This window comes from Paramylibacter kogurei (assembly GCF_002742285.1).
Classification (GTDB): Bacteria; Pseudomonadota; Alphaproteobacteria; order Rhodobacterales; family Rhodobacteraceae; genus Amylibacter; species Amylibacter kogurei.
In genome coordinates this window covers 765,134-779,957 of the sequence record NZ_MDGM01000012.1, presented here as the reverse complement: position 1 = coordinate 779,957, position 14,824 = coordinate 765,134, and the positions used below count along the sequence as shown (strand labels likewise).

The 14,824-nt window shown below is 50.5% G+C and carries 12 protein-coding genes and 1 pseudogene; 5 read left to right on the top strand and 8 right to left on the bottom strand.

What is annotated here, in order from left to right; all coding sequences use genetic code 11:
* The first annotated feature begins 7 nt into the window (after positions 1-7).
* The gene (locus BFP76_RS09305) at positions 8-1,279 is read left to right on the top strand and encodes a glycerate kinase type-2 family protein (RefSeq protein WP_099593025.1); all 1,272 of its coding nucleotides are present in this window, start codon (positions 8-10) and stop codon (positions 1,277-1,279) included.
* A 7-nt stretch (positions 1,280-1,286) separates the two neighbouring features.
* Here the strand turns inward: BFP76_RS09305 and BFP76_RS09300 are convergent, their stop codons facing one another.
* Positions 1,287-2,153, bottom strand: a complete 867-nt coding sequence (locus BFP76_RS09300) for an urea carboxylase-associated family protein (protein WP_099593023.1) — start codon at positions 2,151-2,153, stop codon at positions 1,287-1,289.
* Positions 2,154-2,370: 217 nt separating this feature from the next.
* Here BFP76_RS09300 and BFP76_RS09295 point away from each other — a divergent pair, with 217 nt between their 5' ends.
* Entirely contained in the window at positions 2,371-3,666 is a 1,296-nt protein-coding gene (locus BFP76_RS09295; protein ID WP_205661398.1) for a tyrosine-type recombinase/integrase, read from the top strand.
* Between the two features lie 99 nt (positions 3,667-3,765).
* Positions 3,766-4,119 carry an endonuclease NucS domain-containing protein gene (locus BFP76_RS14840; RefSeq protein WP_099593021.1) on the top strand — a complete coding sequence of 118 codons (354 nt, stop codon included), beginning with the start codon at positions 3,766-3,768 and terminating at the stop codon, positions 4,117-4,119.
* A gap of 137 nt (positions 4,120-4,256) precedes the next feature.
* Here the strand turns inward: BFP76_RS14840 and BFP76_RS09285 are convergent, their stop codons facing one another.
* From BFP76_RS09285 to BFP76_RS09275, 3 genes are all read right to left on the bottom strand, one after another.
* Complete coding sequence (locus BFP76_RS09285) at positions 4,257-7,448, bottom strand: efflux RND transporter permease subunit (RefSeq protein ID WP_099593019.1); 3,192 nt, start codon at positions 7,446-7,448, stop codon at positions 4,257-4,259.
* Positions 7,445-9,649, bottom strand: coding sequence for an efflux RND transporter periplasmic adaptor subunit (locus BFP76_RS09280; protein WP_099593018.1), 2,205 nt, complete (start codon positions 9,647-9,649; stop codon positions 7,445-7,447). Before BFP76_RS09280 ends, BFP76_RS09285 begins: the two co-directional genes overlap by 4 nt.
* A 92-nt stretch (positions 9,650-9,741) precedes the next feature.
* Positions 9,742-10,128, bottom strand: a complete 387-nt coding sequence (locus tag BFP76_RS09275; protein WP_099593016.1) for a hypothetical protein — start codon at positions 10,126-10,128, stop codon at positions 9,742-9,744.
* A 388-nt stretch (positions 10,129-10,516) separates the two neighbouring features.
* On the opposite strand from BFP76_RS09275, the pseudogene BFP76_RS09270 reads away from it, so the two are divergent.
* A pseudogene (locus BFP76_RS09270) lies at positions 10,517-11,149 on the top strand (tyrosine-type recombinase/integrase).
* A gap of 188 nt (positions 11,150-11,337) precedes the next feature.
* Here the strand turns inward: BFP76_RS09270 and BFP76_RS09265 are convergent.
* Positions 11,338-11,865 carry a hypothetical protein gene (locus BFP76_RS09265; RefSeq protein WP_099593014.1) on the bottom strand — a complete coding sequence of 176 codons (528 nt, stop codon included), beginning with the start codon at positions 11,863-11,865 and terminating at the stop codon, positions 11,338-11,340.
* Positions 11,866-11,939: 74 nt separating this feature from the next.
* Here BFP76_RS09265 and BFP76_RS09260 point away from each other — a divergent pair, with 74 nt between their 5' ends.
* Positions 11,940-12,539: a Crp/Fnr family transcriptional regulator gene (locus BFP76_RS09260; RefSeq protein ID WP_099593012.1), complete on the top strand. Its 600-nt coding sequence runs from the start codon at positions 11,940-11,942 to the stop codon at positions 12,537-12,539.
* Between the two features lie 93 nt (positions 12,540-12,632).
* Here BFP76_RS09260 and BFP76_RS09255 read toward each other — a convergent pair whose 3' ends face one another.
* From BFP76_RS09255 to BFP76_RS09245, 3 genes are all read right to left on the bottom strand, one after another.
* On the bottom strand, positions 12,633-12,995 hold the full coding sequence (locus BFP76_RS09255) for a YHS domain-containing (seleno)protein (RefSeq protein ID WP_240514015.1): 363 nt from the start codon (positions 12,993-12,995) through the stop codon (positions 12,633-12,635).
* A 101-nt stretch (positions 12,996-13,096) separates the two neighbouring features.
* The gene (locus tag BFP76_RS09250) at positions 13,097-13,528 is read right to left on the bottom strand and encodes a c-type cytochrome (protein ID WP_099593010.1); all 432 of its coding nucleotides are present in this window, start codon (positions 13,526-13,528) and stop codon (positions 13,097-13,099) included.
* The gene (locus tag BFP76_RS09245) at positions 13,525-14,820 is read right to left on the bottom strand and encodes a multicopper oxidase family protein (RefSeq protein ID WP_099593008.1); all 1,296 of its coding nucleotides are present in this window, start codon (positions 14,818-14,820) and stop codon (positions 13,525-13,527) included. Before BFP76_RS09245 ends, BFP76_RS09250 begins: the two co-directional genes overlap by 4 nt.
* Positions 14,821-14,824 lie beyond the last annotated feature (4 nt).

Genomic DNA, 14,824 nt, shown 5'->3' with positions numbered 1-14,824 from the left:
ACGTACCATGCCTTACCCCATTACTGACCCTCGTCAATTTCTGACATCTCTTTTTCTATCTGCTGTGCGCGTGGCCGACCCATTGCGCGTTGTGGCACCATACCTGCCACCCCGCCCAAAGGGACGTTTGGTTGTTATTGGCGCTGGCAAGGCCAGTGCGCGCATGGCCGAGGCCGTTGAAAAACACTATGGCCCATGTGAAGGATTGGTGATCACGCGATATGGCTATGCGCGTGAATGTGAAGGGATCGAAATTGTCGAGGCCGCACATCCCGTACCAGATGCCGCTGGCGAAACGGCCACGCGGCACATGATTGAACGTGTGTCGTCACTTGGGCCAAATGATTTGGTTCTAGCACTCATTTCTGGGGGCGGTTCGGCCTTGTTATGTGCGCCGATTGATGGCGTGTCGTTAAATGATAAAATAGAGTTAAATCAAAAGCTTCTTTCATCTGGTGCACCAATTGGTGACATGAATATCGTGCGCAAACACCTCAGCCGCGTTAAAGGCGGCCAATTGGCCGCGGCTTGTTATCCCGCGCAATTGTTGACATTGATGATTTCCGATGTGCCGGGCGACGACCCTGCCATGATTGCATCTGGCCCAACAGTTGGTGATACCAGTACCGCGCAAGATGCGTTTGATATTTTGGATCGCTATAACATCAAACTGTCCGATCATTTGCGCCGTGCGATTGCAAAATCGTCCCAAGTGATTGCACCTGATCATCCCAAGCTACAAACAACCAAAAACCAAATTGTTGCCGCACCATCCATGTCGTTATCAGAGGCCGCGCGCATCGCAACTGATGCAAATTGCGAAATCCGCGAACTGGGCGATGCAATCGAAGGCGAAGCACGCAACATTGGCCAATCACAGGCAAAAATGGCAATGTCATTGCAATCCCATGTCAATAAAACTGGCAAACCCCTCATTCTTTTGTCTGGGGGGGAATGCACGGTCACACGTCGTGGTGATGGTATCGGGGGGCCAAATGCGGAATTCGTGCTTGCGACAGCAATCACATTAAACGGGCATCCCAACATCCACGTTATCGCCGCGGATACCGATGGTGTTGATGGCGCTGCAGAAGTTGCCGGTGCCTATGCAGGGCCCGAAACATTGGCATATGCATCAAAGCATAAAATGGACCCCAAATTGGCGCTTGCAAACAACAACGCACATGGCTTTTTTGCCAAAGTGGGTGGTCAGATTATCACCGGCCCCACATTAACCAATGTAAACGATTTTCGTGCAATTCTTATTTGTCCCAGCTAGCCCAAGATTATCCTTGTCCATGGCTTTGATCATATGCTGATTTTGGTGGGGTTTTATGCATTGCGCGTGCTTGAGCACCAGGATCATAAATTTCGATTTCAAGCGGATAACATTGCGCAACATCTGATGTATGTTCCTGTCCACAATCCCCACCCGGGCATGCAGACAGGCCAACAATCAAATCAATTTCTGCATAAAATTCCAGATAATCACCGGGGCGCACGGGGCTTGCTTTCATAAAATATTGCCCTGTGTCACGTGTAAATCCCGTGCACATGAACACGTTCAACACATCATGCACGTGTTTTTCCGCATCCATGAATGATAATTCGCAATGCTGTGCCAATGCACGGGTCAGGTTTGAATGACAACAATTGTGATAATTCCCACCCGACAAAAGCCGCCCCGTATAAGGATCACATCGCGTTCCAATCACATCATGAACAGACCCGCCAAATTCATCAAACCCATACCAATCCAGCGTATCGTCAACAATAGTCGCCATCGGGCGCAGGTTGGGAAAACTTGACCACATGCGATTACCCGTGGATAAATGTGTGCCATGCAATGCGCGGGTTTTGCCAGAATAAAACTTTTCTTGTAAATCCACTTTATTCCAAAGGTTTAAATCCCCAACCTGTGGTCCCTGCACCGATAAAATACGGAAAAACGCACCCGCTGGCACATCCACACAAGCGGCATCACGCGCGGGCACCGTTACAGTTTTGATATGTTTTGCCTCGTTGCGTAAATCTGCAATTGCACCATGATCAGCCTCAATACACGCATTTGGCGGATAGCAAATAACAGGCGAAATTTTGCGTCGTTTATCCGCATCTTTGGGTGGGGCAAAACGAGGTGTTTGGGGTTTCATGAAACGATCCTTTTGGTGGCATTCCCAAAATTGTAGTTTTTATTCAATCATTGTCGAACAAAAACCGCACCGGACAAATTGCCAAACCATGATTCAAAACTGATGAAAAGGGTATGGTGGCGGAGAGACAGTCCGCTAAAGTCATGTTGCATGAAACATCATACTCGCGCACTAAACATTTGTTATTAAATGAATTTTAACACATAATTAATTTTTCTTGCTTCATTCCATCGCAATCAATATCAACAAATCACAGAATAAATGTGGGGCTGGATGTGGGGCTGAGAAAGAGTTGTTAACTGATACAAAAGCACGAAAATGCAAAACCGGTGATAAACCTGTGAGTGTTGGTGGCGTACCTGGTTTGCGCTTTGAACCCTCTTCTCAAAATGGAAAAGCTAAGTTCACCTTGCGGTTTGTCTCACCAGAAACGCGTAAGCGACGCGATATGGGTTTGGGTACCTATCCTCATATCAGTATTGCACAAGCGCGGGCCAAAGCCCTTCAATATAAGGCACTCATCGAAGATGGCATAGATCCTATTGATCAGCGCGCACGCGATGCACGCATTCAAGAGCAAGAGAATAATATTCCGACCTTCGCGACAGCTTGTGAAAAGGTTTTTGCGGATATTTCTCCAGCCTTTAAAAACAACAAGCACAAGCAGCAATGGATAAACACGTTACGTAGCTATGCCATTCCAAAGATAGGAAATGTTACCGTTGATCAATTAAGAATTGCTGATTTTGCAGATGCGCTCCGCCCGATCTGGCTCACGAAACCAGAAACAGCCAGTCGATTAAAACAGCGCTGCGAACGTGTGATGCTTTGGTGCATCGCGCAGGGGTATATCGAACATAATCCTGTGTCATCTGTGAGTGCTCTGCTTCCAAAACAACCAAAAAAACGTGACCGTGTTCAACATTTCCCAGCAGTTGCGTGGCGGGATCTGCCCAGCGCAGCAAAACAACTGTTCCAAGCTGACAATATGACTTGCGGGAAACAGGCATTACTGTTTCTCATTTTGACTGCAGCGCGATCAGGAGAAGTGCGCGGTGCAACATGGGATGAAATTGATCTACCAAATAATGTTTGGTCGATCCCTGCACATCGCACCAAAACGGGCAAACCGCATAATGTTCCATTATCGGCACCCGCGCTCAATCTACTAAAGCATCGCAAGCCCTTTGCACACGAAGGCCCTTGGGTATTTTCGAAATCAGGGCGTAGCCCTCTCAGTGACATGACGCTGAGCAAAATATTGCGTGATGCAAAAATCGCAAGTGATACTGCCCAGCGCTTTGCCACAGTTCATGGATTTCGCTCAAGCTTTCGCGATTGGGCCTCTGAAAATGGTTATGCCCGCGACCTCGCCGAACGGGCACTTGCACATGCCATCAAGAGCGAAACAGAATCCGCGTATCATCGCACTGATTTATTGGAACAAAGACGTGATATGATGGAGAATTGGGGAAGTTTTTTGTTTGCAGGAGAGCATCATCATTCTGAATAGCAAATAGAAAAAGCAGGAATATCCATATCAGTCATTAACAATTTGAGTTAACAACCGGCTCAGCGTCGAAAGTGCTTGCTTGACTAAAATCAGCGTCAAATTCTATCGAATTGGAAACAAACGCCATGGGGTCATCGTTATGACGTTGTCCAAGATGAATTTCCTGTCGATGGCGGATTAACCTCGCGGCGAATTGATATTTTAGCGCGGAACCGAGCTAGTGGCGACCGGCTAATTATCGAACTTAAACGCGCCGAAGCCAACATTGCTGCAGTGCATCAGGTCTCGGAACACCTGTTAGCTCTAGGAAAGCGGGATGATTTCGCACATGGTCGCCTTGATGGCGTGCTCGTAGCAGAACGTATTTCTCCTGCAGTGCGGGAATGTGCGGCAAACGAAGGCGTATCGGCATACGAAGCAAACTGGCCTTTTGAATTTATCCAAGTGACCTAAATTAAAAGGCAGCCTGTTTCTCAATCTGCACAGCCATCCAAAAACAACCGCTTGTTGAACGGTGCGCTGCACCCGACATTAGCGCACCTGCAGCGAAATGACCTTGCAATAAACTTTCATCCATTCGTGTCCGACGATCATTCGCCTGGAACCGCATTGGGGATGGAAGCTGGCCTGCCCCTGTATTCCGTCGCCAGTTCATGATTCACCCGAGACAGCGCAAAGCGTTTCCAGATCACAAAAATGGACGGGATCACAAGTAGGGTTAGCAACGTTGCCGTTGCCATGCCGCCGACCATAGGGGCTGCGATCCGCTGCATGATTTCGGACCCTGTACCGTGACCGTACATGATTGGAATGAGGCCTGCAAAGATCGTTGCCACCGTCATAATTTTCGGTCGTACACGTAACAACGCGCCTTCAAAAACGACTTGTTCGACATCTAATGCTGTCAACTCCCGTTGCTCTTGCATGGCGCTTGTCTTGCGTTTTTCCCAAGCCAAATTGAGATAGAGGAGCATCACAATCGCCGTTTCAACGGCGACGCCCGCAAGGGCGATGAAACCTACCAGAACAGCGACCGAGATATCGAAATTCAGATACCATATCAGCCACACGCCACCCGCAAGCGCCACGGGTAGTGCCGCAAGGATGATCGCCACTTCGGTGACGCGACTGAAGGCCATGAATAGCATAAGTGTGATAATCAGAAGAGTTGCAGGTGCAACAAGCTTAAGCCGGTTCTGCATCCGTTCGATATATTCATACTGACCCGACCACGTAATCGAATAACCCGGTGGCAGGTTCACCATTTCAGCCACAAGTTCTCGGGCTTCACTCACATACCCCCCCAGATCGCGACCTGAGATGTCGATAAACACAAATCCTGTGCGACGGGCATTTTCCGATCTGATCATCGCAGGGCCATCAACGATCAGAATTTCCGCTAGGGTTCCAAGTGGGACATGAGCGCCCGATGGCGTCACAACTGGTAAATCGCGCAATCGTTCGGGGCTATTGCGCCATTCCTGCGGATACCTCAGATTGATCGGAAACCGCTCAAGACCCTCAACACTTTCGGAGACTTGCATGCCACCGATTGCAGTCTGAACGACATCTTGAACGTCTCGCACACTCATCATGTAGCGGGCGGCAATGTCCCTATCGACGTTGATTTCGATGAAACGGCCACCAACAGGACGTTCAGCATAGGCCGATGCTGTCCCATCAATGCCCCCGACGACCTGTTCGATCTCGATGCCGATTGCTTCAATAACATTCAGGTCTGCTCCTGAAATTTTCACGCCTACGGGTGTCTTAATCCCGGTGGCAAGCATATCGATGCGGTTCTTAATTGGCTGGATCCATACATTTGTAACACCGGGGATTTGCACAATACGGTCAAGTTCTTCTCGGATGCGCTCCATCGTCATGCCTTCGCGCCATTCACTTTCGGGGCGCAGTTGCACGGTCGTTTCGATCATTGTAAGTGGTGCGGGATCCGTCGCGGTTCCGGCGCGGCCAAGTTTTCCATGCACAGTTAGAACCTCGGGTACGGTCGCGATCAAACGGTCCGATTGCTGTAAAACCTCGCGCGCCTTGCCTATGGAAACACCCGGATACAGCGAGGGCATGTAGAGAAAATCACCCTCATTCAGCTCTGGCATGAACTCTGTCCCAACGCGTTGCAAGGGCCACGCCATCGAAACCACCAGACCTACAGCGAGCATCGTTGTAGCCCAAGGCCACGCGACGGCTGCATCCAGAAATGGGCGGTAAGCCCAGATTACCAATCGGTTCAACGGGTTCTTACGCTCCGGCATGATACGCCCGCGCACAAAATATCCCATCAGCACCGGCACCAACGTCACAGCAAGGATAGAAGCAGCTGCCATTGCATATGTCTTTGTAAAAGCTAGCGGCTTAAAGAGCCGGCCTTCTTGACTTTCAAGCACGAACACAGGGAAAAAGCTGACCGCGATTATCGCTAGTGCAAAAAATAGCGCTGGACCTACTTCTTCACAGCATTCAGTTACTATCCGCCAACGGTTTTGCGATGTCAGCGGTTCCTTTTCGATCCGCCTGTGCATCGCTTCGATCATGACGATAGCGGCATCTACCATGGCCCCGATAGCGATCGCGATACCGCCCAAGGACATGATATTCGCGTTCACACCCTGAAACTTCATGATGATGAAGGCGGCAAAAATACCAAGGGGTAGAGATAAAATAATCACGAGAGATGAGCGGATATGCAGCAGGAACGCGGCACAGACCAACACAACGACAATGAATTCTTCGGTCAGTTTCTTCTCGAGGTTTTCAATCGCACGCTCAATTACACCAGCCCGATTGTAGGTAGTGATTAATTCAACACCTGCAGGCAGGTTTAACCGCAATTCTTCGATCCGTGCTTCGACAGCTTGAATCGTGGTAAGTGCATTTCCGCCCCACCGCAAGATCACAACACCACCTACTGCGTCGCCTTCACCGTCAAATTCACCAACACCGCGCCGCAACTCTGGCCCAAGCCGGATTTCGGCGACGTCTTCCAAAGTAATCGCAGCACCTCGGTCGTTGACGATTAATGGGGCACTGGCCAGATCCGATAACTCGTCAACATATCCTGTCGATCGAACCATGAATTCTGCCTCGCCCATCTCGATGACGCTGCCTCCAGTTTCTCGGTTTGCGCCCTGTATCGAGTTACGAATTTGCCCAAGCGTAAGATCAAACGCGCGCAGCTTGTTTGGGTCCACGACAACCTGGTATTGCTTGACCATACCCCCGATCGTGGCAACCTCGGAAACGCCTTCGACGGTCTGGAGTTCGTATTTCAGAAACCAATCCTGCAAAGTGCGCAGTTCAGAAAGATCATGATTTCCGGTGCGATCAATCAATGCGTATTGGTAAATCCAACCGACTCCCGTCGCATCTGGACCTAGTTGAGGAGAGACACCTTCTGGAAGGTTGGCTGTGATCTGGCCTAAATACTCTAAAACTCGTGTTCTAGCCCAGTAGAGATCAGTACCGTCTTCAAAAACGACATAAACGTAACTGTCCCCAAAGAATGAAAAACCGCGCACGTCAGTGGCACCCGGAACCGCAAGCATTGCGGTAGTGATGGGGTAAGTAACTTGGTCCTCAACCACTTGCGGCGCCTGTCCCGCAAAAGGCGTTTTAATGATGACTTGCACATCTGACAGGTCAGGGATGGCATCAACAGGTGTAGACCTGATCGCCCAGCCCCCCGCTATGGCTAACATCATGGACAACGCCAGAACCATAAACCGGTTCTTGATAGATGCGCGTATAAGGGCGGGGATCATTGGCTCACCTGCTCTGTTGTTATGACGCCTACTAGCCTCATGGAAAAATCAGGATTACGGGTCATCAGCAGCGTCAGTTCTTCGCCCAAAGGCAATGAACTGGCTTCCACTGACGGCGACAGTTCAAAGTCCATAGTCATTCCGGGCATGCCAATATCCGTCATCGGTCCATGTGTTATATTTGCCGTACCGCTGGACGGATCCACTTCATTGATCGTTCCTGAAACTTCGATGGGCGGCGCAGCTGTATCTACGGCTGCCAAAACCATCGTCATTCCGTCTGGGCGCTCAAAAGTGAGGGTCATTTCCGTTCCGATGGGTAATTCTGCAATATCAACGGTATCCAAAAGATCGAAATCCATCGTCATGCTTGGCATGCCCGTTTCTTTTATCATGCCGTGTGTAATGGTCGCCCGTCTAGCATCTGAGTCTATCGCATCAATAGTGCCGGCGACGACGAAAGATTCTGCCGCCATTTCTAAGATAAGATCACGTTCGTCCATATTCTCTTGGATCTCGGCACTTTCATCAACAGGCCTCACCCCCACGATGACAAACATACCATCGGCGTTTTCAGCCAAATCGAACTCCATTTGTGTACCGAGTGGCACCTCAACCACATCAAGGTTGGACACTGGCATGTCCATAACCATTGCAGGCCAGCCAAGTTCTGGAATTGGGTCGTGGCTCATTGTGAGTTTACCGTCAGCGGTCACGGCCTCGACAACTCCCACACCTGTCGCCGCAATGCCGTCATCCGGAGCGATTTCATTTATGTAGAGCAAACCATCTGCGCCACGGATCACCTCAAACTTGACTTGCTGACCTGCCGTTAATCGGCCAACGGGAATGTCTGCTTTTACAGCAAAATCTGTATCCATTGCAGGCCAGCCAACACTTGCCAGATCTCCATGTCGAATTGTTGCCACGCGAGTCTGCGGATCGAATGCGAGCAATTCACCTGCGCCTCGTGCAGGTTCCGCACCCGTAGGTGCCATCCGCATCACACCTGCGCTCAACGCACTTTCACTGTCGATTAGGAATTGAGCGGATGCTACAACTTCTTCGCCTGGCGCTAGACCTTGAACAATTTCCGTTCGCCCGCCACCACCAAAGTTATCGCGCAAGCCAGTTGTCACCAGTCGCGGTGCGAACGTGCCTTCACCGGTTTTAAGAATAACACGTTCAGCTCCACCTGTTCGGATGATTGCCTCGGTTGGAACCGTCAACGCTTGACGGGTTTTATTGGGTACGAGTGAGACATTGCCAAACATATTAGGCTTCAAAAGCCTTTTGGAATTGTTAACGCGTAGGCGAACTGGGAGAGTACGCGTCGCGGCATCTAACTCTGGATAGATGTAGTCGACCTGGCCTTTAAAGATTTGCCCATTTAAATGCTCAAAACGGACAAATGCCGTCATGTCATCGGTCATACGGGCAATATCACGCTCGAACACATCCACGATCAGCCAAACAGTGGACAGGTCTGTCAGCGAAACCGCCCGCGTGTTGGGCTGCAGGTACATGCCGTCTGCGGCTTCAAGAGCGATAACAACACCGTCTTGGGGGGCGTAAACCTGCAAGTTGCGTGCCGTAGTCCCCGTCGCTTCGATTTCTTCAATCTGCCGATCCGACATACCGTGACTGCGCAACTTATTACGCGAAATTTCCAGCAGGCGTCGATTACCTTCCTTCATAATGCGGACGTGTTCGGCGCTTGCGGATCCTATAACCGTGGAAAACATCTCGAATAATATGTCACCTTCCAGAACACGGTCCCCGACCGCACGAACCGTCAATTCTTCAATCCATCCCTCAACGCGAGTGTGAACATGACTAGTCAGGTGTTCGTCATACCCGACGAAGCCTACGGTCTCGATGGTTTCGGAAATATCGCTTATCTGCGCTACGGCAGTTCGCACGCCAATTGCGTTAATCTCAGCCGCTGACAAAGTGACCGTAGACGGGTCTTCTGAACTCTCTTGACCCGCATAAACCGGGATTAAATCCATGCCCATAGGGGATTGACCAGGTTCATCCCGACGAAAGTTCGCATCCATGGGTGCAACCCAGTATAAAATTTCCGGGCCCGAATTTTCGGCCATATCTGTTGGGTTCAAGTGAAATCGTTCTGTATAAATTCCCCCAGCCAATCCAGCTCCTAAGGCAAGAATGCTGAGTGCCGCATAGCGTCCGCTCATGATAATCTCCACATGACCTGTTGAAACAGGTCAAACCAATGATCAAAAAAGGATAGTGCGCACAATAAGTAGCGCACCGATCTAAAAACTGATCAAGCTGCTTTGGGAGGTTTTCTGAATGCGTCTAAATTGACGCTAGAATATAGCGTTATTTCAAAGGACAGCCCGGCGGGGGCTAACAGCTGCTGCATCTGCGCCTCCAGCACGGCTTGGACAGCCATTACACCAGAACAAGTAGACGCGCCCATAATTTCGCAACTGTCTGATTCCGAATGATTGTGCTGCACGCCAATATCACCGGAAGGATTACCAGCATTATGATGCGTTTCCGCACAGTGCAGGTAATCGGAAACCATAAACTTACTCGATTGGGCCACACCCGCACTCACAATTTGGGGTAACAATAACAAAGATATCACACACATCAGCAGCGTCTGCCGCAGAAGCGAGGTAATCCTGAATGTAAGTTCGTATTCCATTGCTCAGTAAGTAGACGGAAACGCAAAAATTGCAAGTCACGTTTTTTTCAGTCTTTGAAAAAATAACATTTCTTCGCGATACTTATATTTCGCGATACTTATATCTTGTGAAGAAAGAGCTAATGGCAACAAAACGGTCCTTATTCTCGCTGACTGCCGAACATCCGGAATCACAGAAAATTCTAGCGCCATAAACTTTTGGCAAAACTCGGTTTAGCTTTGACACGTTTTTGACCGCATCTAAAAAACTTGACGTTCGTGCAAAGCGCAGCAATCGGTAAAATGGGCTCAAGATAGCCTTTGGCGGTATCGAACTATTCTATGATATTGAGCCTATGCAACGTCTGGTAGGCGGAGAGGAGGAATGTAGTGGATCGGAGAATACATCATGCATACACCAAATTTACCCGCCATTTGCCCGAAACGTCCAGCTTGGAACAAAGGGCGATTAATCGATCAAAAGAGACCACTTTTACCAAAGCATGTTTGGGCTATTAGCGACCGACTGGAAATTTCTGAAAGAATTCGAGACCTTGCACTATTCAACTTGGCCAACGATAGCAAATTTCGCGGATGTGATCTCGTAAGATTAAAAGTTACAGATGTTTTTGCCGCAGGGCAAATGAAAGAGCGTGCGTCAGTCTTGCAAAGCAAAATACAAAACCCTGTGTGCTTAGAAATTACAGAGGGGACGCGTAAATCAGTTTCCAGTTGGCTAAAATACCCTCTGATGGTTGGTTCATAGTTTCTTTGGCCAAGAAGATTTCACAAACCACTTCATATATCGACAAGACAGTATGCACGCCTTGTTAGGAAACGGGTTGCGTCAGTTGGATTGAAGCCAAGTGTATATGGAACACATTCAATGCGAAGAACTAAGGTTTCCCAAATCTACAAGAAAACAGGTAACCTACGCGCTGTTCAATTGCTACTTGGTCACACCAAAGTGGACGGCACCGTTCGATATCTTGGTGTAGAACTAGAATATGCGTGGGCTATTTCAGAAGCAGCTGAGAGTTAAAACATTGGGCTGCCGTTACTGGCGGCACATAGCCAACTTTCGAAACGAGACTAAGTTCTGCAGTCGCAGCCTGCATCAGCGGACATTCATTGTGAATACGAAATTGAGCATTTTGCTATTCGCTGGGTGCTCATTGAAAATACCAAATTCCATACAAATGGTGCCAAGTTACTTAGTGCAATAACGCCTTAGCGGTGCGGATCATCCCCACGAGCGATCTGCAAATGATGCGCCTGATGATGAGCGCCAATGGTCATGATGCCATAAAAGCCAAGTCCCGTCACCCGTGCCAGCTCTGTCTCAGAACTCACGGCTATACGCAAAATCGTTCCTGATCTAGTCGGATCGACGTCTACCTCCCAACCTGTCTCAGCCGCAAGCATCGGTACATGGGCCGTTGTCAACCGCTGAACTGCCCCAACAGCTTCGCCTTGGCCCAAAACAGTTATCACAACAGTCAAATCGATCGTTTCCACGGTGGCATTCGTTCTCATTGTAAGAAGCTCCATGTCTACGAGATGGTTTTGTAGGGAGCTGACATTCACTTTGGTCCAGTCCGTTTCTGGATCATTTCCAAGTACCTCAACGATTTCGGAGATTGCGGCGAAGGCCGATTGTCCGACCTCTGTCGGGCCTGCTGACTGGTGGTGCGCTTGTTGGGCAAATGCAGGAACGGTGGCGAGTGCGAGGAAAGTGCAAAGCGAAATTTTGAACATTGAAGGACCAGTTTTTTGTTGAAGCTAAATCTCTGATAGACTAATCGCCCCAAATGAAATATGATTAAAATCATATGTTGCCAGAACCTTTTGATCTTCTGAAAGAAGATGCGAACACGATTTTGATCCTTGCAAAGGGCGACCACGCCTTTCGTCAGGGAGATAAGACACGGGGTGTGTTTTTTGTTGTTTCTGGAGCGATTTGCCTGACCCGTATGACCGAAGCGGGTGCAGCAGTGACACTTCAAAATGCCAAAGCGGGCGACATGTTTGCGGAGGCTTCCCTCTATTCCGATCATTACCACTGTGATGCGGTAGCAGTCGCGCCTTCACAAGTTATTCGCCTGTCAAAGAGCGCCATCCAGACACGTCAGCGCGAGGATGCCGTATTTTCTGAAAGGCTAACAAAGCGTTTAGCGACGCAGGTACAAAACTACCGCCAGCTTTTGACGCTTCATGCCGTTAAATCCGCGCGTGAGCGGGTTTACCTAGCGGTCGCGAGTGGTCGGTTACGGGGATCAGTTACACAGCTTGCGAGCGAAATCGGCCTAACCAAAGAGGCCTGTTATCGGGCTCTGAAAGACCTGACTGATCAGGGGGCATTGAGCAAATCTGGGCGTGGTGAATATGCTCAGAGAAAGTCACTCCAAGAGACACGTATGGGCACCAAGTAGATCACCCAAGGATGCCTGGCCAATTGCCCAAACCGGCGGCGATATTTCCCGGAACGTCCCGCAACCAAAGTTCCTGTGCGCTCAAGCTCGCATTCAGGTAGAGCTTTCCCTCATAGATGGTCCAGGCTTCGGGGATCGTTGGGCGAGGTAACCACGCGACGCAGCAAAGGCACAGTAGCCCCCGAATACCGAGGCAAAGGCTTCTGGGTTTGCCGCGAACGTGTTGGCGTTGTTTTCATTGGCGAAGTGCCATTCTGCGCCATTCCAACGTCTTGCATGTTCGGCTTGGCCGGGCACTGGCTTTTGTTGCTCAAAATAGGCGACGGGATCGATTGCATTTATCGCGACCGGGTTTTGAAAAACCTCTGATTCACGCGCCAATGCAGCTGACGGCAAAAGGGTGGCTGCGGCTGGCGCAATGGTCAGCAGACCCAGCGTTCTCCGGCGTGTCAGCATGGTTTTGTCTCCTTGTTTGACCCAAGTTTGTTAATCGTCGAGGTGAAAGTCACAGCGCTACTAACCAGAAATTGACGCAACGTTTACCCGATCCCATTGCATTATTCGTGCGGTGGATTTCGTCCAGATTGGATACCCTGAACCCGTTCCGGCCAAGTCGAACGGATATAGGCGAGAATGTCCCAAATTTCCTGATCCGTCAGTGTTTCATCAAATTCGGGCATCCCACTGGCAAAACCGATGACCCCGCGTGCCGCCAGCGCGGCTTCCCCACCCAGCTTTGTGTATTCAAACAAAAGTTGATTGTCGTGGTGCCAGGTGTGCCCTGTTTGGTCATGCGGCGGAGCGGACAGCACGCCGTTTTCGCCGGGACTGCGCCAATCCGGTTGCCCTTCGAGATTGGCGCCATGGCACACGGCGCATTGTTCTACGTACAAGGCTTGCCCATTCGCCAGATCACGGCTGTCCAATTCGTGATCCGCTAGTACGCTCGTTGCAGCAAAGCACACCGTAATAGTCAGAAATAGTTTCATAGAACCTCCACCCAGGTTTTCATACCTCCCGCCTGATGGCTTAGCATATGGCAATGCAACATCCATTTGCCGGGGTTGTCGAAGACGCAGACTATATCCTTTGTTTCGCCCGCCTGCACCAATGTCGTGTCACGCAGATCACCAAGGCTGCCGTCATCGTGCGCCTCGAAGAAATGGTGACCGTGCAGGTGAATACCATGCGGGAAGCTCGTAGCATTGACGAGGCGGATCCGCGCGGTCTCTCCGCGTTCAAAACGAGCAAAGGGCACAAGTTGAAGGTCCGAAAGATCGTTGAAAGCCCAGATATTATCGCCGCCATGCCTGCCGCCCATAGCGCCGCCCTGCATGGTTAGTATGAGGTCTTGTGTGACGTTTCTCGGGTGCGGAATATCATTTGGCGGTAACATTTGTATAGCACTAGCGCGGGGCTCCACGTCGCCTTCGATTGCAATTTGACCAAGCAAATAGCTGCCCTCGCGTGTCGCCATTGCGATTTCCGGAGTATCTTCCACGTCTGCGATAACATCGGCGCGTTGCGCCGGGGCCAGATCAATGGCTTCAAACTCCCGTGGTGACGACAGCGGCATGCCATCAAGCGCAACAACCTTGCCTTTAAGTCCGGTCAGTGTGAGCGGGAAAATCCTGTCAGTTGCGGCGTTGATCATCCGCAGCCGGATGCGCTGCCCTTTCCTCAGTGACACGTCAGGCAGGAAAGCGCGCGCAAAGTTGCCCATGCGCCCAGCGTGGGCCACATCGTGCATTGTGGCGAAATCGTCAGTCGTTTGCCCGGTCTCATCCAGACGCCAATCGGCCAGCACGGCGGTGATGTCATGATCAACATCTGGCGGGTTGGTCTCCTCGACAATCAAAGGCCCCATCAATCCCCTCGCCACCTGTTCGTGCGACATGTAATGGGAGTGATACCAGAAGGTGCCCGCGTCGGGAGGCGTGAATTGATAGGCATGGGTACTTTGCGGATCGACGATCTCCTGCGTCAGGATTGGCACCCCATCCATCGCATTCTGAAGGCGGATACCGTGCCAATGGACCGCTGTGCCCTCATTCAATTGGTTGCGCAGCAGAACGTCAAGTTGCTGGCCTTGCGGCACCCTGATTTCCGGACCGGGCAAGCCGCCATTAAAGCCAAATGAGCGCGTCGCCGCGTATTCGGCAGAGGGCAGGATCTGTGCCTCCACTGCCTCGGCGACCAGCTCATATTGGCCTCGTGCGAGTGAGACGCTTGGCAGGGCTGCCGCCGCGCTGACGGTCAAAAGAAAGTCACGTCTGTTCATGATG

Bases quoted from the DNA above. Each gene is read 5' to 3' on its own strand.
- BFP76_RS09305 (WP_099593025.1), top strand. From the start codon at position 8: ATGCCTTACCCCATTACTGACCCTCGTCAATTTCTGACATCTCTTTTT.
- BFP76_RS09250 (WP_099593010.1), bottom strand. From the start codon at position 13,528: ATGAAACTATTTCTGACTATTACGGTGTGCTTTGCTGCAACGAGCGTA.
- BFP76_RS09280 (WP_099593018.1), bottom strand. From the start codon at position 9,649: ATGAGCGGACGCTATGCGGCACTCAGCATTCTTGCCTTAGGAGCTGGA.
- BFP76_RS09285 (WP_099593019.1), bottom strand. From the start codon at position 7,448: ATGATCCCCGCCCTTATACGCGCATCTATCAAGAACCGGTTTATGGTT.
- BFP76_RS09255 (WP_240514015.1), bottom strand. From the start codon at position 12,995: ATGCTGACACGCCGGAGAACGCTGGGTCTGCTGACCATTGCGCCAGCC.
- BFP76_RS09265 (WP_099593014.1), bottom strand. From the start codon at position 11,865: ATGTTCAAAATTTCGCTTTGCACTTTCCTCGCACTCGCCACCGTTCCT.
- BFP76_RS09260 (WP_099593012.1), top strand. From the start codon at position 11,940: ATGTTGCCAGAACCTTTTGATCTTCTGAAAGAAGATGCGAACACGATT.
- BFP76_RS09245 (WP_099593008.1), bottom strand. From the start codon at position 14,820: ATGAACAGACGTGACTTTCTTTTGACCGTCAGCGCGGCGGCAGCCCTG.
- BFP76_RS09275 (WP_099593016.1), bottom strand. From the start codon at position 10,128: ATGGAATACGAACTTACATTCAGGATTACCTCGCTTCTGCGGCAGACG.
- BFP76_RS09300 (WP_099593023.1), bottom strand. From the start codon at position 2,153: ATGAAACCCCAAACACCTCGTTTTGCCCCACCCAAAGATGCGGATAAA.